This window comes from Desulfomicrobium apsheronum, from assembly GCF_900114115.1.
GTDB classification, from domain to species: Bacteria; Desulfobacterota; Desulfovibrionia; order Desulfovibrionales; family Desulfomicrobiaceae; genus Desulfomicrobium; species Desulfomicrobium apsheronum.
Window position 1 is genome coordinate 69,293 of record NZ_FORX01000012.1, and the last position, 18,369, is coordinate 87,661.

The 18,369-nt window shown below is 60.5% G+C and carries 17 protein-coding genes; 4 read left to right on the forward strand and 13 right to left on the reverse strand.

What is annotated here, in order from left to right; translation table 11 throughout:
* Nucleotides 1-51 precede the first annotated feature (51 nt).
* Nucleotides 52-1,413: a sigma-54 interaction domain-containing protein gene (locus tag BMZ40_RS11925; protein WP_092375919.1), complete on the forward strand. Its 1,362-nt coding sequence runs from the start codon at nt 52-54 to the stop codon at nt 1,411-1,413.
* 144 nt (nt 1,414-1,557) lie between these two features.
* Here BMZ40_RS11925 and metC read toward each other — a convergent pair whose 3' ends face one another.
* The 10 genes from metC to BMZ40_RS11975 form a co-directional block, all read right to left on the reverse strand.
* Nucleotides 1,558-2,730, reverse strand: coding sequence for a cystathionine beta-lyase (gene metC, locus BMZ40_RS11930; RefSeq protein ID WP_092375921.1), 1,173 nt, complete (start codon nt 2,728-2,730; stop codon nt 1,558-1,560).
* A 41-nt stretch (nt 2,731-2,771) separates the two neighbouring features.
* The gene (locus tag BMZ40_RS11935; RefSeq protein WP_092375924.1) at nt 2,772-3,110 is read right to left on the reverse strand and encodes a type II toxin-antitoxin system HicB family antitoxin; all 339 of its coding nucleotides are present in this window, start codon (nt 3,108-3,110) and stop codon (nt 2,772-2,774) included.
* A complete protein-coding gene (locus BMZ40_RS11940; RefSeq protein ID WP_092375926.1) occupies nt 3,107-3,361 on the reverse strand; it encodes a type II toxin-antitoxin system HicA family toxin in 255 nt (84 codons plus the stop codon). The genes BMZ40_RS11935 and BMZ40_RS11940 overlap by 4 nt, the downstream gene beginning before the upstream one ends.
* Before the next feature lie 170 nt (nt 3,362-3,531).
* Entirely contained in the window at nt 3,532-5,916 is a 2,385-nt protein-coding gene (locus tag BMZ40_RS11945; protein WP_092375929.1) for an FAD-dependent oxidoreductase, read from the reverse strand.
* Between the two features lie 12 nt (nt 5,917-5,928).
* Nucleotides 5,929-7,563, reverse strand: a complete 1,635-nt coding sequence (locus BMZ40_RS11950; protein ID WP_092375932.1) for a glutamate synthase-related protein — start codon at nt 7,561-7,563, stop codon at nt 5,929-5,931.
* Complete coding sequence (locus BMZ40_RS11955; RefSeq protein WP_092375935.1) at nt 7,527-8,657, reverse strand: class II glutamine amidotransferase domain-containing protein; 1,131 nt, start codon at nt 8,655-8,657, stop codon at nt 7,527-7,529. The genes BMZ40_RS11950 and BMZ40_RS11955 overlap by 37 nt, the downstream gene beginning before the upstream one ends.
* A gap of 1,106 nt (nt 8,658-9,763) precedes the next feature.
* Nucleotides 9,764-10,057, reverse strand: a complete 294-nt coding sequence (locus BMZ40_RS11960) for a helix-hairpin-helix domain-containing protein (protein WP_092375938.1) — start codon at nt 10,055-10,057, stop codon at nt 9,764-9,766.
* A gap of 10 nt (nt 10,058-10,067) precedes the next feature.
* On the reverse strand, nt 10,068-11,123 hold the full coding sequence (locus BMZ40_RS11965; protein ID WP_143075623.1) for a lytic transglycosylase domain-containing protein: 1,056 nt from the start codon (nt 11,121-11,123) through the stop codon (nt 10,068-10,070).
* Between the two features lie 5 nt (nt 11,124-11,128).
* Nucleotides 11,129-11,503 carry a DnaJ family domain-containing protein gene (locus BMZ40_RS11970; protein WP_092375944.1) on the reverse strand — a complete coding sequence of 125 codons (375 nt, stop codon included), beginning with the start codon at nt 11,501-11,503 and terminating at the stop codon, nt 11,129-11,131.
* Nucleotides 11,500-11,967, reverse strand: a complete 468-nt coding sequence (locus BMZ40_RS11975) for a TlpA family protein disulfide reductase (RefSeq protein WP_092375947.1) — start codon at nt 11,965-11,967, stop codon at nt 11,500-11,502. Before BMZ40_RS11975 ends, BMZ40_RS11970 begins: the two co-directional genes overlap by 4 nt.
* Before the next feature lie 144 nt (nt 11,968-12,111).
* Here BMZ40_RS11975 and aroL point away from each other — a divergent pair, with 144 nt between their 5' ends.
* A complete protein-coding gene (gene aroL / locus BMZ40_RS11980; RefSeq protein WP_177193147.1) occupies nt 12,112-12,768 on the forward strand; it encodes a shikimate kinase AroL in 657 nt (218 codons plus the stop codon).
* Nucleotides 12,769-12,846: 78 nt separating this feature from the next.
* Here the strand turns inward: aroL and BMZ40_RS11985 are convergent, their stop codons facing one another.
* From BMZ40_RS11985 to BMZ40_RS11995, 3 genes are all read right to left on the reverse strand, one after another.
* Nucleotides 12,847-14,163 carry a 4Fe-4S binding protein gene (locus BMZ40_RS11985; RefSeq protein WP_245751101.1) on the reverse strand — a complete coding sequence of 439 codons (1,317 nt, stop codon included), beginning with the start codon at nt 14,161-14,163 and terminating at the stop codon, nt 12,847-12,849.
* On the reverse strand, nt 14,160-14,789 hold the full coding sequence (locus tag BMZ40_RS11990; RefSeq protein ID WP_092375954.1) for a 4Fe-4S dicluster domain-containing protein: 630 nt from the start codon (nt 14,787-14,789) through the stop codon (nt 14,160-14,162). Before BMZ40_RS11990 ends, BMZ40_RS11985 begins: the two co-directional genes overlap by 4 nt.
* Before the next feature lie 105 nt (nt 14,790-14,894).
* Entirely contained in the window at nt 14,895-15,275 is a 381-nt protein-coding gene (locus BMZ40_RS11995) for a pancreas/duodenum homeobox protein 1 (RefSeq protein ID WP_092191561.1), read from the reverse strand.
* Nucleotides 15,276-15,411: 136 nt separating this feature from the next.
* Between BMZ40_RS11995 and BMZ40_RS12000 the strand changes: the two genes are divergently transcribed.
* Both BMZ40_RS12000 and BMZ40_RS12005 read left to right on the forward strand, forming a co-directional pair.
* Nucleotides 15,412-15,597 carry a SlyX family protein gene (locus BMZ40_RS12000; RefSeq protein WP_177193148.1) on the forward strand — a complete coding sequence of 62 codons (186 nt, stop codon included), beginning with the start codon at nt 15,412-15,414 and terminating at the stop codon, nt 15,595-15,597.
* 16 nt (nt 15,598-15,613) lie between these two features.
* Complete coding sequence (locus BMZ40_RS12005) at nt 15,614-18,361, forward strand: HDOD domain-containing protein (protein WP_177193149.1); 2,748 nt, start codon at nt 15,614-15,616, stop codon at nt 18,359-18,361.
* The last annotated feature ends 8 nt before the right edge of the window (nt 18,362-18,369 follow it).

Genomic DNA, 18,369 nt, shown 5'->3' on the forward strand with positions numbered 1-18,369 from the left:
CTTAACAGGTGGTTTGTTCATAAACAAAACAGGTGGCATGGAGCGAAGGGGATGGACGAGGATCTGAATCAATATTGGAAGACCGTGGTCAACACCATTCAAGACGGGATCATGATCGTCACGCCGGACGGCAAGATCGTATCCGTCAACGAGGGGCTGGTGAGCATGACGGGGTATTCCCGCGATGAGCTTATCGGGGCTTCGTGCACGATCCTCGGCTGCTCGTCCTGCGAGCTGGCACGCGGGATTCCGGAGTGTCACTGGTGCGTGATGTTCAAGAAGGGCGAGCTGCGCAAGCAGCAGTGCGCCCTGATGCGCAAGGACGGTTCGCGCGTGCCCGTGGTCAAGAATGCCTCTGTGCTCAAAGACAGGGACGGCGAGATCATCGGGGCGGTGGAGACCATGACGGACATCTCCGACCTTGTGGACAAGGAGCAGCAGCTTGAGACCTTCCGGCGCGAGATCTCACGCGAAGACTCCTTTCACGGCATCGTGGGCCGGGCCGCGAACATGCAGCAGGTCTTCGACTTCATCGACGGCGTGGCGCAGATCGATTCCCCGGTCATCATCCACGGCGAGAGCGGCACCGGCAAGGAGCTGGTGGCCAAGGCCATCCATGAAGCCGGTCCGCGTCGGGACAAGCCGTTCATCAAGGTCAATTGCGCGGCGCTCAACGAGTCGCTCCTTGAAAGCGAGCTGTTCGGGCATGTCAAAGGGGCCTACACCGGGGCGCACAAGGACCGCATGGGGCGTTTCGAGAGCGCGGGTGACGGCGACATCTTTCTGGACGAGATCGGCGACCTGCCCGCCAGCACTCAGGTCAAACTTCTGCGCGTGCTTGAGGAGAAGGTCATCGAACGCGTGGGCGACCACAAGCCCATCCCGGTCCAGGCCCGGATTCTGACCGCCACCAACCGTGACCTGCCGGACCTGATCGCCAGGAACCTGTTTCGTCAGGACCTGTACTATCGCATCAACGTCATCCCCATCCGCATCCCCCCGCTGCGCGAACGCCGCGAGGACATTCCGCTGCTGGCCTCCTCGTTTTTTCTGCGCATGCAGCTCAAGTCCGGCAAGAAGGTGCAGGGCATTTCGCGTGAAGCCATGGATCTGCTCCTGCGCCACCCATGGCCGGGCAACGTGCGCGAGCTCAGGAGCGCCTTCGAATACGCCTTCGTGGCCTGCAAGACGGACATGATCGAACCCCGTGACCTGCCGACGGAGCTCATGAGCGAAGCGGTCGTGTGTGTCCCTGCCGATGTTGCGGCCAGAAGCCTGGACGAGATCAAGAAGGAGCGTCTGGTGCAGGCCCTGCGCGAGGCAAACGGAAACCAGTCCGAGGCGGCGCGGATTCTGGGAATCTCCCGCACCAGCGTGTGGAGCCAGATGAAACGCTACAATGTAGGGGCTTGAAGCAGGTGTGAGGGCGGACGGACGACGGGCTTTTTGCCGGGCCTGACGAAAGGCCCGGACATGCGGAGCCTATGGCGTCACGTCATGGCCATTCGCCGGTTCCGGCGGACGCGGCAGCGGGAAGCTAGGCGCATGGTGGGCGCATCATGTAATTGGCGTCCGCTTTTCAAGCAGCGACAGCCCGTGCCGCAGATCTTCCATCAGATCCTCCGGGTCTTCCAGCCCGATATGCAGGCGGATGATCGTCCGCCCATGGTAGCGACCGGCCAGATTCCTTGCAGGCATCCCGGCCGTGATCAGGCTCTTGTATCCTCCCCAGCTGAATCCCATCCCAAACAGACTAAGAGAGTCCAGAAACGCGCCCAGGTCTTCCGGCGCATGTTCGTGACGCAGGGTCATGCCGAAAAGGCCGGACGCGCCGCTGAAGTCGCGCTTCCAGATGTGGTGTTCCGGGTGCGAGGGCAGGGGCGGATAGAGCACGTCGCCGACCAGCGGATGGTCTTGCAGGCACTGCGCCACCTTAAGGGCCGAGGCGAAGTGCTCCTTCATGCGGACATGCAGGGTCCTTAGGCCGCGCAGGGTCAGCAGGCAGTCTTCGGGGGAACCGTAGATTTCCCGGCAGGCGTAGGCCTTGGCCAGGGTTTCGGCGTACTCGGCGGTGGTCGAGACCGAGCCCATCAGGACGTCCGAGTGGCCGGAAAGATATTTGGTCACCGAATGGATGGAGATGTCCACGCCAAGGGCGAATGGATCGAGGAACAGGGGCGTGGCCCAGGTGTTGTCGAGGACGGTGACGATGCCGCGTTCGCGGGCAATGCCGGTGATGGCTGGTATGTCCTGGATCTCGAAAGTGTTCGAGCCGGGCGATTCCAGGAAAATGAGCCGGGTGTTCGGACGCAGGTAGTCTGCGATGTCCGCCCCTGCGTTGCCCGGCACGGTATCGGTCTGAACGCCGAATTTGCCCAGGACCTCACGGCAGAAGCGTAAGGTCGGTCCATAGACATTGTCGCAGACGAGCAGATGGTCCCCACCCTGTACAAAAGCCAGCAGGGTTTCGCTTATGGCGCTGATGCCCGAAGGAAAGACGCGGGTCAGGGCCGCGCCCTCGAGTTCGCCGATGGCCTGTTCGAGAATGCGCTGCTGCGGCAGCCTGTCGGTGCCATAGGTGATCCCGCGATACTCTCCATGGCCGGCACTGCGCAGATCGGCATACGAGTCAAAATATACGGTTGAGCCGCGATGAAGTTCCGGATTGACGGTTCTGGTCGGCGGAAGTCCCAGATCCGGCGTCTGCATGAGACGGGTGCGTGCGTTCATGAAATCCCTCCTGCTCCTGGTGCTGCGGCTAGATATTGAGCTCACGCGCGAGTCACGGCTTCTCGCACTGCTTCGGTGATAAACTGGTTCAGGCTTTTTCCACTGGCTGCTGCGGCGATAGTGGCCTGCCGGTAGATGTCCTGATCCAGGCGCAGGGCGAATTTGCCTTTTGCCTTTTTGGGCTCGATGCCGCGTGTGGCGCAATCGTCCAGAAATATCTTGAGTGACAGCGCGCCTTCCCGCTTCAATCCTTCCAGGTCCGTGGCGTAGAAGTCAGCCCCACCGTTCAAACCGACAAATTCACCTCGGAACATTTCCAGTTCGGAATCGTAGCCAATGACGGCAGAGTAACCGCCGGGAAAATCAAGTACGTTCTTCATGGCTTCACCCCATTTTTTTCGAGCCACTTCCTGATGCTTGCCACCGCGTCCTTGTCCGTGTCCGGCGAAGGATGCGGGCGATGGAAGATTCTGATTTCTCCGAAAAGAAACACGCTGATACGCGAACCTTCACGCTCCGCTATTTCTGCTCCAAGCTCCGCAAACAGGGCTTCGATATCTGCCCATTTGATTCCGCCGGAAGTCGGATGGTCAAAAATCCTGTGGAGAGTGGATTCGTGTTTGCGTTTCATGTGTTCATGATATTATTTTTTGATATCAAGTCAAGACGGCCTTGGTGCTGTCGAGCAGAAGAAGCAGTCGACATCCGCTGTTGATATCGGAACTCGTATCAAAAAAAGTTCGCAACAAAAAAGGGGGAAAGTCGCCTTCCCCCCATTGTTTCGTCTATTTTTTCAGACCGCTATTCCAGCGGCGTATTCGGAATGAGCGTCCAGATGCCGCAGGGGCAGGCTCCGGCGCAGAAGCCGCAGCCGATGCATTTCTCGCTGTCGCAGACCATGGCGAATTCGTTGTCCGGCAGGGCTTCGCGACTGATGGCTCCGCGTGGACAGATGGCCTCGCAGATGCCGCAGTCGCGACACACGCCGCAGGACGAACACTCCTCGGCGCACTGGTCCAGGCTGTCGAATGCGCCCAGGCGCGGGTCGAAGTAGGCCAGGTTCATGCGCGAGTAGTCTATGGTTTCGGACATGTGGTTGCCCGGGTCCATGTATTCCAGCCGCATCTTGAGCCCCTCGTGCATGTCCTCGGTGACCGAGAGGGGGCGGCGGCCGCTGATGATCTCGTCGATGGCCTGGGCCGCGCGTCGTCCGTCGCCGATGGCCTGGGTCAGAAGGCCAAGTTTGACCAGATCGCCGATGGCGAAGACCTTCGGGTCCGTGGTCTGGTTGACGTCGTTGACGGTGATGAAGCCGCGCTCACGGGCGATGTTCTCGGGGAAGGCCTCCAGATCCGGGGTGTCGCCGATGGAGATGATGACCGTCTCGGCCGGAATCACGCGGCCGTCGGTCAGGAGCACGCCTTCCGGTGTGATTTCCTTGGTGAAGCAGGGCCACAGGAACTGGGCTCCGGCCTTTTCCGCTTCCTCGCGTTCCTTGCCGAAGCTCATGGGCTTCTGCACGTCGATGAGGGTCATGCTCTTGGCGCCCAGGCGGGCTGCTTCCGTGGCCACGTCGCAGCCGACATTGCCCGCGCCGATGATGACCACGCGTTCTCCGACCTTGGCGTCGCCGTGCTTGCAGGCCTTCAGGAAATCCGTGGCCGTGATGAGGCGTTCGTTGCCGGGCACGGGCAGGGTGCGCGGGCGCTGGGCTCCGGTGGCCAGGACGATGAAGTCGTAGTCGCTTTTTATGGCCTCGAAGTCGTCGCGGTTGAGTTTCTTTTCAAGCCGCACATGGGGAATGATCTCCCGCGCCCGGTCCAGCTCCGCCGCCAGCACCTCGGGCGGGATGCGGTTGGCAGGAATGGAGGCCTGCAGCTTGCCGCCGAGCTTCTCGTCCATGTCGAACACGGAGGCCTTGTGACCTTTGAGGCGCAGCTGCCAGGCCACGGAGATGCCGGCCGGGCCGCCGCCGATGACTGCTACTTTCTTGTCCGAGGACAGGGGCAGCATGGGCGGATGGGCGTTGATGCCCTCCTTGCCGAGCATCTTGGCGTCCACGGGCTTCAGGCTGCCAAGGCCGCGCGTGCAGCCCTCCATGCACAGGTTGGGGCAGAGATAGCCGCAGACCGTGGCCGGGAAGGGCGTGTATTCAAGGGACAGATCCACGGCCTCGGCCAGGCGGCCTTCGCGTACCAGCTGCCAGCGCTTCTGCACCGGAATTCCAGACGGGCAGCTGGCCTGACAGGGGGGCATGTACTTGCAGTTTTCCCAGACAGGGGCGAAGCGGCGCAATTCTCCGCTGGTGATGAGTCCGATGGGCGAACGGTCCAGGGAGGTCAGATCGCCGACCAGGCCCCCGCGCCCAAGCTCCATGTCCCAGACCTGGGAACGGAAGTCGGACATGCTTTTGCGTTTCTTGGTGACCTTCTCGTAGGGCGACTTGGCCGTGGCCAGATGCCACTGGTCGCGGGTGGCCAGAATGTCGAAGAGCTCGGCCTTGTCGATTTTCTTAAGGTATTGCTTTAGATTTTCCTGAAGCCAGGCCCAGTCGTCGTCGCCGACGGGCACGTGCTTGGCGTCGGCGTTGCTTATGACCTGTTCCTGGCCACGGTAGAAAATGCGCCCGCCGACCATGCCTACGCAAGGGCGGTAGCCCAGGACGTTGGCTTGATCGTGGGCGTTGACACCGCAGACCACAGCCGTGCCGCCGGCCATGAACTCGGCGAAATAATCGCCCGTGTCGCCCAGAACCCAAAGTTCCGGGGGCGCGAAGCGCGGGTTCTGCTTGGTCATGGTCATGCAGCGCGAGCCGACGTTGCCGCCGACATAGACCTTGCCCTGGGCCATGGCGTTGCAGATGCCGTTGCCCGCGTTGCCGTGAACGATGATTTCCGCTCCGGCGTTGAGCCAGCCGATGTCGTCGGAGCCGGGCCCCATGACTTCAATGGTCGTGCCGGGGAAGCCCAGGGAACCAAGGCGCTGTCCGGACGCGCCAGTGACCTTGACGCTGACGGACTCCTCCTTGGATACCCACAACCGCCCGCCGATACCGTGCTGGCCGCAGGCGTCGATGGTCAGCTCCCTGGCTCCGGCCTTGACCGCGTCCTGGATGCGTTCCTCCAGGATGCGCGATTCCAGGCGCACGCCGTTTTCCTTTCCGTCAATATGAATGGTGCTTTGCATATCTCTCCCTCATCAGACCACGTATTTGATGGCCAGTCTGTCCGCCGCGTCCTTGTCGGCGATCCCCAGCGCATCGGACATGCCGATGGGCAGAGACGTGGACCTGCCCAGGGGGGCGAAGATCTTCTTCATTTCCATGTCGAAGCTGACGTAGAGCTCGACCAGCCTCTCGGCCACCTTCTCCGGATCGAGCCTGCGGTACACGCGCGGATCCTGGGAAGTGATGCCCTTGGGGCAGACGCCGATGTTGCACACGTTGCAGCGATCGGACTCCGAGCCCACGCATCCGGCGGCGGCCTGCATGGCGTACTTGCCGATCTGCACGGCCGAGGCGCCGAGCATGATCAGCGAGGCCGCGTTGGCCGCCAGATTGCCGTTCTTGCCGATGCCGCCACCGGCGATGAGCGGAACCTCGTTCTGTTTGCCCAGCTTGCACAGGGTCAGGTAGGCGTCGCGGATGTTGGAGGCGATGGGGCTGCCCATGTGGTTCATGGACACGTTGTAGGCCGCGCCCGTGCCGCCGTCCTCGCCGTCAACGGCCAATCCGGCCGCGTAGGGGTTGCGGCAGAGGTTGTTCAGGACCGCGTTGGTCGTGGTCGTGGCCGAGATCTTGGGATAGACCGGCACCCGGAATCCCCAGGCCATGGACATGGACTGAATCATCTTGGCCACGGATTCCTCGATGGAATACTGGGTCTGATGCGTCGGGGGGCTGGGCAGGCTGACGCCGGTGGGCACGCCGCGGATGGCCGCGATGAGCTTGTTGACCTTGTGCCACATGAGTAGCCCGCCGTCGCCGGGCTTGGCGCCCTGGCCGTACTTGATCTCGATGGCGCAGGGATCTTCCTTCATCTGCGGGATGGCGTGGATGATCTCGTCCCAGCCGAAGTAGCCCGATGCGATCTGCAGAATGACATATTTGAGAAAACGCGATCTGAGCAGGCGCGGCGGACATCCGCCCTCGCCAGTGCACATGCGCACGGGCATGCCCAGCTCCTCGTTCAGGTAGGCGACGCCCATCTGCAGGCCTTCCCACATGTTGGGCGAGAGGGCTCCGAAAGACATGCTGCCGATCATGAGCGGGTAGATCTCGCGCACGGGCGGGGCCCAGCCGTGTTCCTTGATGGTGGCCAGTCCTTCCATGGGATTCTGGATGCGGCCGATCAGGGTGCGCAGGTCGAATTCATGACGGCCCGAATCAAGGGCCGGGTCGGTCAGCATGGAGATGCGGATGAACTTGATCTGGTCCAGCAGCGAATTGTTGTCGTTGCGTCGGCCGCCACGGGTTCGGGGCTGGCCGCCGAGATTGACGTGGTAGCGCAGCTTGTCCTTTTCATCGGAGTGCATGGGTAGGATGGCGTCGTTGGGACAGACCATGCTGCACGTTCCGCAGCCCACGCAGGCCTGGTGCGGGGCCGTGCGCTGGCGGATGCCGTAATAGATGGTGTGCTCGTTCTCGGGCTTGTTCTTGAACCCGGCCGGGACCTTGATGCTGCGCTTGCGGAAGGTGCCGAGCTCCAGGGACTGCATGGGGCACACCGCGCAGCACTGACCGCACAGGGTGCAGCGGTCCTTGTTCCACTCGATCTGCCAGGGCAGATCCTTGATGCTCAGTTGGGAAGGGCTAATGGCTGTGTTTGCCGACATACTTTGATCTCCTGGCGGTCCGGGCCGACAATGGCCGAATCAAGATGCATGGGTTGAAAATCCTGGGACTTGTCGCGATCGGGGATGGCCAGGTCCAGGCCGCAGATCTCCGAGGAGAACGCGTAGAGGCCGGGACGACCTCCGACCACGCCGGGGCGCAGCTTCTTGCTGTCCTGGACCATGAACATGGACCTGTCCGGCAGGCAGCCGATGACGCAGTTGGGGCCGTCGATGATGAGTCGGCGGCAGATCTGCTTCAGCTTGGACAGGAATTCCTTGTCCGGATGGGCACTCATCTCGTGGTCCTTGAGGGGCGTGATGATGTGCTTGTAGGCTTCAAAGGGCAGGCCCAGCTTCTTGATCGTGTAGTGCAGGATGTGGGTGAAAACTTCCGAATCGGAGTTGTAACCTTCATAGCCGGGAATTCCCTGGGCGGCGAGGTAGTCGCGGATGGGGATGAAGGCCGTGTTTTCGCCATTGGTCATGGTGCTGATCCCTTCGACGAAGAAGGGGTGGCAGGCGTAGAGATTGATGGCGTAGTTCGTGTTCTGGCGACCCTGGGCCAGGATGAGGCGGCTCATTATCTCGGGCCGGTCCAGGCTCAGATACTCGCCGACCTGCAACGGATCCCCTATTTCCTTGATCATGACCGTGTCCGGCCAGAAGGAGAAGACGGTGATGCTTTCGTCGGCCAGACCCATGTGCTTGAGTTCAAGACGGGTTTTCAGGTACCCGAGGCCCTTTTCCTCTTCGCTCAGGTCATTCCAGGCGGCGGGGATGTCATAGGTCCGCACGATGTAGCGGTCACGCCTGGGCGTCCATGTGGGCATGGGGCCCTTTGGCGTGAGGGCGAGGTCGTGCTTCAGGGTGAACCCCTTGGCGCCCATGAAGGCGTCCAGACGTTCGACACCGGCGTCGGTGAAGATTCCCGACAGGATGGGGCAACCCTTCATGGACTCGAACGGGCCGCCCAGATCCGACAAATAAAGGCCGACTCCTGATCCGTCGTGCCCCTCGCGCATGACATCCAAGGCCCGGATGGCATCCATGGGGGAGACGGGTTCGCTGCTGGTCAGCGCAAACAATCGACACATAGCGCGCTACTCCCTTTGCTGTTCAAAACCTGGCTCCTGGAAATGTGACATAATTGTCATATTTTTTCGGCGCAAACAGGTGATTAATGACAAATTTGTATAAAAAAACGGCCCCGACTCGTGAAAAGTCAAGGACGCTGACTTGAGCAAGGAAAGGGCCAAAATCGATTATCGGGCCAAGGAAGAAAAACTGTCGTTTGGGAATATTTCCCGCTCATATAGAACACTATTCCCAAATAGTCGGGAATTCAACCCTGCCGACTGTCAGTCGTCGCGTGGGATTCGGCGTGGAATATTAGCAGACAGGCATCATCCGAGGCATACGTCAACCCCGCGCAGGTGGGGATCCATCTTCCTGAGATCGTGATAGTAGATTGCCGTCTCACCGAGCGTCATCCCCGCGCAGGCGGGGATCCATCTTCATGAGGTCGTGATAGTAGATTGCCGTCTCACCGAGCGTCATCCCCGCGCAGGCGGGGATCTATCCCCGATTTTCAAGGTTTGTCTGTTCAAGGCAGGATTCCCGCCTGCGCGGGAATGACATGGTGGAACTTAGGGGTTTCCGAACTTCGAGTCATGAGTGTCGCGGATTTTACGTGCCCTTTGGAATTGGCGGGCAAGGACGTCAGGAATGGATTCCCGCCTGCGCGGGAATGGCATGGTGGAACTACGGGTTTCCGAACTTCGAGTCATGAGTGTCGCGGATTTCACGTGCTTGCTGGATTGGCGAGCAAGGTCGTCAGGAATGAATTCCCGCCTGCACGGGAATGACATGGTGGAACTTACGGCTTTCCGAACTTCGGGTCATGTGTGTCGCGGATTTTACGTGCCCTTTGGAATTGGCGGGCAAGGAGGTCAGGAATGGATTCCCGCCTGCGCGGGAATGACATGGTGGAACTACGGGTTTCCGAACTTCGAGTCATGAGTGTCGCGGATTTTACGTGCTTGCTGGATTGGCGGGCAAGGACGTCAGGAATGGATTCCCGCCTGCGCGGGAATGACATTGTGGAACTACGGGTTTCCGAACTTCGGGTCATGTGTGTCGCGGATTTTACGTGCCCTTTGAATTTGGTGGGCAAGGTCGTCAGGAATGGATCGAGGGGGAATTATTTTTCGGAAAGCGGATTTTGCTTTCGCTCCGGCGTGTAAAACCACCACGGCCTCGGCTCTTCCCCATCCATGAATCTGGTCACGGACACGAAGACGTCCAGCACGCATGGGTCCTGGCGTGCCCCGGTCAGTTCACAGAGGCGCTCGTATAGGGCTTGCGGGTTCTGGGCGACAAGCTGTTCAGGGCGCTCGAAGCCGAGCAGCCGCAGGTCCCGGGCCATGGCCGGGCCGATGTTGGGCAGGTCGGTCAGATTTTGGAGATGATCGCGCCTGACTTTGGCTGGGTTCACGGCCTTTCTCCTACACGATGCGGCGGGTTATCTCGTGATGGTTGACGAGGATCTTGCTGACGTAATCCACGGTCTCGCCGAAGTTGGGGATGCGTCCGTAGGTGCTGTAGACCCCGTACTTGGAGTCGGTGTTGCCAAGCCCGGCATTGTATCCAGCCGTGGCGGCCAGGATGTTGCCGCCGCGGGCGCGCAGGTTTTCGGCCATCATTTTGACCATGGCGTTTATGGAATGGGAATAGAGGACGCGCTGATCGAATTTTTCGAGGAAGGCCACATCCTGAGGCGAAAAAATGGAGCGGTTCTGGAAGTTTTCACTCAGAAACAGGCGGCAATTGTCCCGCGATGCGGTGTAACTGGCCTGCAAAAGATCCATGCGGTCAAGAGCCAGGGCGTAGGTTCCGGCGGCGCTCAGCGGTTTGCCCGCAGCCTGGGCATTGACGAGGGTACGCAGCAGCTTGGCCGGATTACCGAACAGGTCGGGCTGCTCGCGGCGCAGGGCCCGCATCTGGTCGCGGTATGTCGCGGCCTGCTTGAATTCGGGCTCCAGATCCTCGCGCAGCGCAAAACCGGCCGGCTGTCCGTGCCGGTCGGCGCAGACCAGATTGTATCCTCTGGCCGTGGCGGCCATGAACTGGCATGGGCCGACGGCCAGGGCCGAAGACACGGCGAATTCGTAGAAAAAGGACTCGGCCATCATCTGGCCCATGATCCAGCAGGGGTCCACGGGATAGATGGATGCGTGACGCAGGACGCCCTGCACCACATGCGTGCAGATCACGGGAATGCGCGAATGCAGGTCAATCTCGGACAGGGGCTTTTTCCAGACCGGCAGGTTGCCCTTGGGGTAGCTCTCGATGATGTACGCCAGCACCGATTGGGCCATGGAGTGCGCAAAGCCCGAAGTTGAAACTCGGTCAAGGATGCGTGCCGGGTCCTTGGCCTGGATGATCCGGATCTCCGAAATTTCGGAAAGGGGTGGTTGCGCGGCCAGGGCCTCGTGGCCAAAGAACGGCAGCAGCAGGGGGGCCAGGGCGGCCTTCAAAAGCGAACGTCTTTGATTATTCATGGGAATCAGGCTTTATTGAGCGTGACGCGAGCCACGACTTTTTGGAAATAGTTTTCGTTTTCTTCCTGCAGTAGGCCGCCATGCTCGATCCTGGCCTTGGCGATGAAGAGCTGGACCTTTTGTATCTGGCGCATTTTCAAAGCTTCGTCCGTTTCCCGCTCAAGGCACTCGATGAGCGACCGGATTTCCCTTTGGGACTGAACTTCCCGGGGTACGTAACCGGCATTTTTCAGCATCTTGTAGGCCATGCGCAGCGTTTCGGGCATGAAGGGGTCGTTTGTCTCGGGCAGGGGCTGGCCCTGGCCGCTCAAATCATCGAATTCGCCGCGCTGCTGGGCCTCCTGGATCGCCCTTTCAGCCAGTTCGGCGAGAATGTTCATGGCTTTTGCAGTAATCGCTCGACAATGTGGCGAAAGCTTTCCTCGGAAATGAATCCCAAATGATCGAGGATCTGTTCTCCGGCGCGGTTGTAGATCAGGGTGCGGGGGATGGACTTGATGTCGAGCATGGAGCCTATGGATTCGTCGTCGATGAGGATCGGGAAATTGACCTTGTTCAGTTTGACGAAATTTTCCACCGGCCGCGCTCCGTAATCCATGGAGATGCCGACGATGGTCAGGTCGTCCTCCGTGAATTCCCGTCGCAGGTTCATGAGCCCTGGAAATTCCTTGACGCAAGGGGAACACCAGGTCGCCCAGAAATTTATGATCAGAACCTTGCCCTTGCTTGATTCAATGATGTTTTTGAAATCATGGATTCCGGCTTTCTGGATGTCCTGGGACATGGCGGTGGAAGGCAGGAGGGCGAGCAGCAGAATCAGGACGGAAGTCTTCAGGAAATTCATGGAGGTCCTCTTTTGGATGTCGTATTTTTGAAGTGCTAGCTGTTTGCCATTTGCCAGTCAATGCAGCGAACCTGGCGGCCGAGGCATTGCAATTTGCATGCTTTTCGCCCATTCCTGTGGCCGCACCACAGAAGGAGGATGCAAATGACCAATTTCATCAAGAAAAAAGTGGAAATCGAGGACGACGCGGCCAGCATGACCTTCCGGCCGGGACAGTTCAAGCGTGAACCTTTTTCCCTGCAAAAGAAAAATATTTTCCTGCTGGGCATGCGCGCCAGCGGCAAGACCACCGTGGGCACGGCGCTGGCCGAGGTCCTCAAGTGCCCTTGCGTCGACACTGACGCCATGGTCGTGGCCGAGGCCGGGCAGAGCATCAATGCCATCGTGGCCGAGCGGGGCTGGGATGCCTTTCGCGCCCTGGAAGAGGCGGCCCTGGTCAAGGCGGCGGCGCTTCCGGGCAAGGTCGTCTCCACGGGCGGCGGCATTGTCCTCTCACAGGCCAATCGAGACCTCATGTACCGCTCAGGGGTCAGCTTCTATCTGGCGGCCGACGCGGGGCTGCTCATCGCCAGAATGCTGCGCGATCCCAACGTCGCCCAGCGCCCGGCCCTGACTCCATTGGCCCTGCACGACGAGGTCGCGGCGGTCATGAGCGAACGCGAAGCCCTCTACATGGCTGGCATGGACCACATGCTCCAGGCCCACAGGAGCGTCGAGGAACTGGTCGATGACGTGCTCGTGGCCCTGGGGCTCAAGGAGTGGGACTATTCCGAGAAAGAGCGGGTTCTGGATCGGTATTAGCGCTTCGGGCCTTTGGCTCCAGCCGGGCTTGTCGGGAGTGGAAATTGGTTTTTGCGTACGGGAGCGGGCGTCCGGTTTCTAAATCCGGGCCACCGCCAGAAACACCACATGCAGGCTGGCCACCAGGGTCACGAAGACCTGGCGTGCACGCGCCCGTGTCAGTCCCGGGAAGCTGTATCCGAGATGCCCGTGGGGACAGCGGGGCAGGCAGTCGCCGCACAGGGAGCAGGTCAGGCCTGGACGCCCTTTTGCCAGATCGATGGTCGTCAGGGCGTTGTAGCGGCAGGCCGTGGAGCACGCACCGCACTGGGTGCATCCGCTGCCGATGCTTACGCGCCAGGGCAGCATGCGTCCGATAAGGTTGTTGACCAGGCCGATGGGGCAATAGGCCGTGCAATGGACCATGGTTCCGCTGCTGCGCGACGCCAGGGCCATGATCATGATCCCGACCAGGCCGAAGATTGCGGCCAGACCCAGCGCCCAGGGCCAGGAAATGTCCAGGGCGCGCAACACAAGCGGCATGACGATCGTTGCGACAAGCAGCCCGGCGCGCAGGCACGGCGCCCAGGAGGGCAGGGGCGCGGGCTTTGCCGGACCGAGGCGGGCCAGGCGGTCATCCCAGGCGCCGATATAGCACAGGTGGCTGCACCAGGCCGGTCCCACCAGCAGGAGGGACACACCGAGCAGGATCGGCATGAAAAACCCTTCACCCCGGAACAGCGGCCCGGCCAGGATCAGGGCCGGGACGGGCAGGTGCAGTTTTCCGGTCATCAGAAAAATGCTCCAACCGGCCAGACCGAGCAGGAGCTGGGCGAAGAACACGGCCGAAAACAGGGTCCAGATCCTGCCACGCGTCCTGCCTTTGCGGTCGCTCAGCAGCCAGCCGCTGACCAGTGACCCGTGGACGGCAAAAAGGCAGATCCAGAAAATCCCGGAACCGGGGAAAAAGCGATCTCCAAGGAGCAGGGTCATGGGCGCCTTGTTCTGGGCCAGAATGAGGGTGCCGCCCACCAGCAGGGCGGTGGCGGTCTTGACCGCGTCGGTGCCGCCCATGGGTCCGAAGAGTTTCTTCCCGGCGCGGCCGATCATGAGCGCCATGACGCCCAGATGGGCCAGGCAGACCGCGCCCAGGATCAGGGCGAGGCGCATCCACGGCAGGCCGAAATTCATTCGCCACGCAGCCAGCTCGACGCCCTGGTTCGCCCACAGCAGCGCGCCGCCTAGGGCGGCCAGAATGAGCAGCGGTCTGGGCAAGAGACGCGGAAAAAAGGCGGCCAGGGCCGGGAAAAGAGCCGGAGCCGCCTCCCAGAGGGTGCCGAAACGCAGGAAGTGCGCGGCCGTGGTCAGGCTGCATAACACGATGAGGACTCGTGTCAGCAGGGCCATGGAGGTCATGGCCGCACCAGTTTGTCGAATTCCTTCCGGCCCAGCTTCTCGACAAGATCCCCCAGGCGCAGACCGGATCGGTGGTGGTCCATGAACACGCTCAAGACCTTGCGTAGGACATCAAGAGATTCGGGTAGGCTATAAAAACCCAGCTCATGCGCCAGGCGCGGATGGCGTCCGAGCTTGCCGCCGAGGAGCACGCGATATCCGGTCTCATCCACTTGCAGGGCTTTTTCGGGGCAGACCCGCGCACAGGCCGCGCACCCCAGGCAGCGCGAACGATCCAGGTGGATGCCGTCCTCCAGATGCAGGGCCTTCTCCGCGCAGATCGAGACACAGTGCCCGCAACCCGAACACCGCTCGGACTCAAGGCCGATGCGGGCAAAGGCGATGAGCCCGAAATCCGCGATATGCGGCTGGGAGCAGCCGTTGGGACAGGAGGCCACGGCCATTCTGAACTGATGGTGATGACGGATGGGGCGGGTCATGCCGGCCAGAAATTCAGGCCAGCCGGAACGGATGAGCACGTCTTCGAGTTCGGCGGTCAGGTCCGTACCCAGCACCGCATGCGGGCACTGGGCCGCGCCACGGCAGACTTTGAGCGTATGAGCGGGGAGCTTGTGCAGGTCTTTCATGAGGCAACCTATGCCATGAAACGGAATCGGGAATCCTTGACCTGGGTCAAAAATTCCCGACGTTTCACTATTTTTGAGAATTTTGGAGAGGCGAAGCGCTGTTCGTCACGCGACCTTGATGGTAAAGGGGATGACATGCAGGCTTCTGGAGATTTCGCGCGTCGCGCCCAGCGCCCAGGAAGACATGCTCGCGTTGATGCGGTCAGCCAGATTTTGAGCCAGCTTGCCCACGCCAAGCAGTGGATGCCGGGTGAAAACCTGCGGCAGTCCGTAAGTCAGGTTGCAGGCCAGACACATGCCCGGACGCTGCTGGAGATGAAATGCAAAGCGCAGCTCTTCCGGGCCGTGTCCCTCGAATCTGAGCCTGATGTCGTAGGCTCCGTCCTCGGCATCGCCGAACAGCGCCTCGAAAAAAGCGTCGGTGATCGAGGGCGGAAATATCTCGTCCAGGCTGGCCGGGGTGAAAATCTGGTCGGCATTGGTCATGGTTTTCTCCTTTGCATCCTAATTGTTAGCGGTGTATTTTTCATGACCGTTCTTTTGGGTCAAGGACAAGAATGGCCTTCGGGCGGAAGCCGTGTTTTTTTTGAAATCATTCCCGGGGGAACTCATGCAAAAGCGAATGGAAGATATTGAAATAAAGTATATATATTTGCAAAAAACGGTTGATGATCTGAATGCGGTTGTCATAGAACAACAAAAGGAAATTCGGGAACTGAGGGCCACGCTCGTGCTTTTGGGCAAAAAGCTCCAGGACCTATCGTCCATGGAGCCCTTCGATCCCGATGAAAAACCACCTCACTACTGATTGCCCGGAGATTCATGTGGATACCTCTTTTTCCCATCACGGGCCCGATCCCGGGCATTCAGAGAAAAGCGCTTCCGTACCCGTAGAGGACCGTTCCCTGCGCGTAATCCTGCAACAGATCGAGGCGCTCCCTTCGCTTCCTGCCGTCGCCAACACCATCCTCGGGCAGGTCCTGACCCGGGATTTCGAGCATTCAAAGCTGGCTCGCATCATCGAGACAGATCCCGCCATGACCGTGAAGGTTCTTGAGCACGCCAACAGCGCAACCTACGTCACTCGCGGACAGGTGGCGCAGGTGGAACAAGGGCTCAATCGCCTGGGCAGCAAGGTGGTTCAGACGCTCATGCTCTCCATGCTCATCAAGGATTCCCTGATCAAGGGCGACAAGAAGTCCGAAGCGATCCAGACCGCGCACTGGAAGCACAGCCTGGCCACGGCCGTCTTTGCCTCCCTCATCGCGGCCAAGATTGCCCCCGCCCTGACTGGCGAGGCTTTTGGCGCGGGCATCATGCACGATATCGGCGGCATCTTCCTGCAGCTGCATCTTCAGGAGCAGTACGATCAGGTCATGGAACGCATGGAGGAACTTTACGAGCCCGTCCTCACGGCGGAGCAGGAGGTCTTCAAGACGGATCACACTGCGGTGGGGCGCTGGATCGCCGAAAAATGGAAGCTTCCGGCGTCCATGACCGATGCCATTTGGCTGCACCACCATTCGGCCTCGGCCCTGGAAGCCTTCAAGGACAACGCACGTCTGGTGGCCATCGTGGCCCTGGCCAACATTCTGGCGCATTCGACTCTCATGGACTCCCCGCGGGTCATGACCCACGAAAAGCAGCGCCAGCTCGGCCTGCAGAAAATGCTCGGTCTCGGCGAAAAGGAGTTGCAGTCGATTCTGGGTGCCTTTGCCCCGGCTTTTGCCGAGAGAGCCGAGCCTTTCGAGCTCGACGGCGATCAGGTCGGTCTTTTTCTTTCTTCCCTGCAAAAGGCCAACCAGCATCTCATGCGCATGAGCCTGGATCTGGAGCAGGCCAACGGCCGCTTGGAGGACGCCCACCGCTTTACGAGCATGGGCTCCACGGTGGGCCTCAAGATGAGCAAGGCCAGGACTTCGGACGAAGTTTTCGAATCGGCGGCCATGTGCATGCATGAGAGCGTCGGTGTGCGGGGCGGCTTCGTGTACTGGGTCGTCCCTGCCGAGCGCGTCATGCAGGGCCTGATCTGGAACGGCAACGGCAACCGACGTGTCATTTCCTATTCCCTGGACGGTGACGGCCTGCCGGCGCTCGATGGCGGAGCCACGCTGCCGGACAACCTGAAGGCCATTTTGCTGACGCATCACGAACGCCACGAAGGCGCGTCTCTCATGGATCGGGAACTGCGGCTCAAGCAGTTTTTCGTGGTGCGGGGATATTGCCTCTTTCCCCTGGTGGGCAGCGATTTCACCGGCGAAATTTGCATTTTGCGCTCCAGCGAACGGCCCCCGAAGATGACTCCCCAGGAATACATGGGCTATTCCCAGGTCTCCTGCGTGGCTTCGGCCTCGCTTGATCGGGTGCGGCTCTTCGACAGCCTGCAGGTTCGCGCCGACGAGCTGTCCCTGGCCCTCTGGAAGAACCAGCAGATCAACCTGCAGCTGCTCCAGACCGAGCGACTGGCGGCGGTCGGTCAGCTCGCGGCAGGCGCGGCCCATGAGATAAACAATCCGCTGGCTATCATTTCGGCCCGCACCCAGCTGCTGGAAAGCCGTGAAAACGACGAGAAGAAGCGCAGGGACCTGCATCAGATCTCCGAGCAGATCGAGCGCATCTCATCCATCCTGCAGAGCCTCATGGGTTTTGCCAGACCCAACGCGCCCCAGGTCACCAAGCTGGACATAAACTCGCTGCTGCTCAAAATCATCGGCCTTGTGGAATCGATCTTCCAAACGCATCGCATTCCCATCGTTCAGAAACTCACACCGGATCTGCCGCTCATCCTGGCCGATGCCAACCAACTGGAGCAGGTTTTTCTGAATCTGGTCATAAATGCCCAGCACGCAATGGAAAAAGAGGGCGGGGTGTTGACCGTCAGCTCGGCCTTCCTGCCCGACGGCAAGCGTATCAGCATCTCCGTCAAGGACACGGGCACGGGCATTTCGCCCGAGAATCTTTCACGCATCTTCGATCCCTTCTTTTCCACCAAGTCCGAAGGCAAGGGCACTGGACTCGGGCTTTCCACGGCTTACGGTATCGTCACCAACCACTACGGCGAGATCAAGGTGGTCAGCGCTCCAGGAGAGGGCGCGGAGATGATTGTCATCCTGCCGGTCTCCACGCCGGTGACCAAGCCCGAAAAGCCTGTCGTGCGCCAGGCGACCGAGTGCGCCATGCCGACTCCGGCGCTTGGGCACAGGATCCTGGTCGTCGATGACGAGCAGCATATTCGCGACATCCTCTCCGAGACCCTGCGCGAAGCTGGTTATGTGGTCGAAACGGCACCCAACGGCGAGGAGGGCGTGCTCAAACTGCGCTCCGCTTCCTTCGATCTGATTCTGCTCGACATCCGCATGCCCATCCATTCCGGACTCGACGTGCTCAAGCTTTTGCGTCGCAACGGCGGCGCTCCGCCCGTAATGATCATCACGGGCCTGGCATCTTCCGACGAGCTGGATGAAGCCTTGCGCCTGGGAGCGGCCAAGTGTATACGCAAGCCCTTTCATTTGAAGACCTTGTTGTCCGATATCTCCGGCATCTTGCATTCGGGCTGCCCCACGAACAATTAACCCTCGGC

Excerpts from the sequence above, each read along its gene's own strand:
- BMZ40_RS11925 (WP_092375919.1), top strand. The coding sequence starts at position 52 with ATGGACGAGGATCTGAATCAATATTGGAAGACCGTGGTCAACACCATT.
- metC (WP_092375921.1), bottom strand. The coding sequence starts at position 2,730 with ATGAACGCACGCACCCGTCTCATGCAGACGCCGGATCTGGGACTTCCG.
- BMZ40_RS11935 (WP_092375924.1), bottom strand. The coding sequence starts at position 3,110 with ATGAAGAACGTACTTGATTTTCCCGGCGGTTACTCTGCCGTCATTGGC.
- BMZ40_RS11940 (WP_092375926.1), bottom strand. The coding sequence starts at position 3,361 with ATGAAACGCAAACACGAATCCACTCTCCACAGGATTTTTGACCATCCG.
- BMZ40_RS11945 (WP_092375929.1), bottom strand. The coding sequence starts at position 5,916 with ATGCAAAGCACCATTCATATTGACGGAAAGGAAAACGGCGTGCGCCTG.
- BMZ40_RS11950 (WP_092375932.1), bottom strand. The coding sequence starts at position 7,563 with ATGTCGGCAAACACAGCCATTAGCCCTTCCCAACTGAGCATCAAGGAT.
- BMZ40_RS11955 (WP_092375935.1), bottom strand. The coding sequence starts at position 8,657 with ATGTGTCGATTGTTTGCGCTGACCAGCAGCGAACCCGTCTCCCCCATG.
- BMZ40_RS11965 (WP_143075623.1), bottom strand. The coding sequence starts at position 11,123 with ATGAATAATCAAAGACGTTCGCTTTTGAAGGCCGCCCTGGCCCCCCTG.
- BMZ40_RS11970 (WP_092375944.1), bottom strand. The coding sequence starts at position 11,503 with ATGAACATTCTCGCCGAACTGGCTGAAAGGGCGATCCAGGAGGCCCAG.
- BMZ40_RS11975 (WP_092375947.1), bottom strand. The coding sequence starts at position 11,967 with ATGAATTTCCTGAAGACTTCCGTCCTGATTCTGCTGCTCGCCCTCCTG.
- aroL (WP_177193147.1), top strand. The coding sequence starts at position 12,112 with ATGACCAATTTCATCAAGAAAAAAGTGGAAATCGAGGACGACGCGGCC.
- BMZ40_RS11985 (WP_245751101.1), bottom strand. The coding sequence starts at position 14,163 with ATGACCTCCATGGCCCTGCTGACACGAGTCCTCATCGTGTTATGCAGC.
- BMZ40_RS11990 (WP_092375954.1), bottom strand. The coding sequence starts at position 14,789 with ATGAAAGACCTGCACAAGCTCCCCGCTCATACGCTCAAAGTCTGCCGT.
- BMZ40_RS11995 (WP_092191561.1), bottom strand. The coding sequence starts at position 15,275 with ATGACCAATGCCGACCAGATTTTCACCCCGGCCAGCCTGGACGAGATA.
- BMZ40_RS12000 (WP_177193148.1), top strand. The coding sequence starts at position 15,412 with ATGGAAGATATTGAAATAAAGTATATATATTTGCAAAAAACGGTTGAT.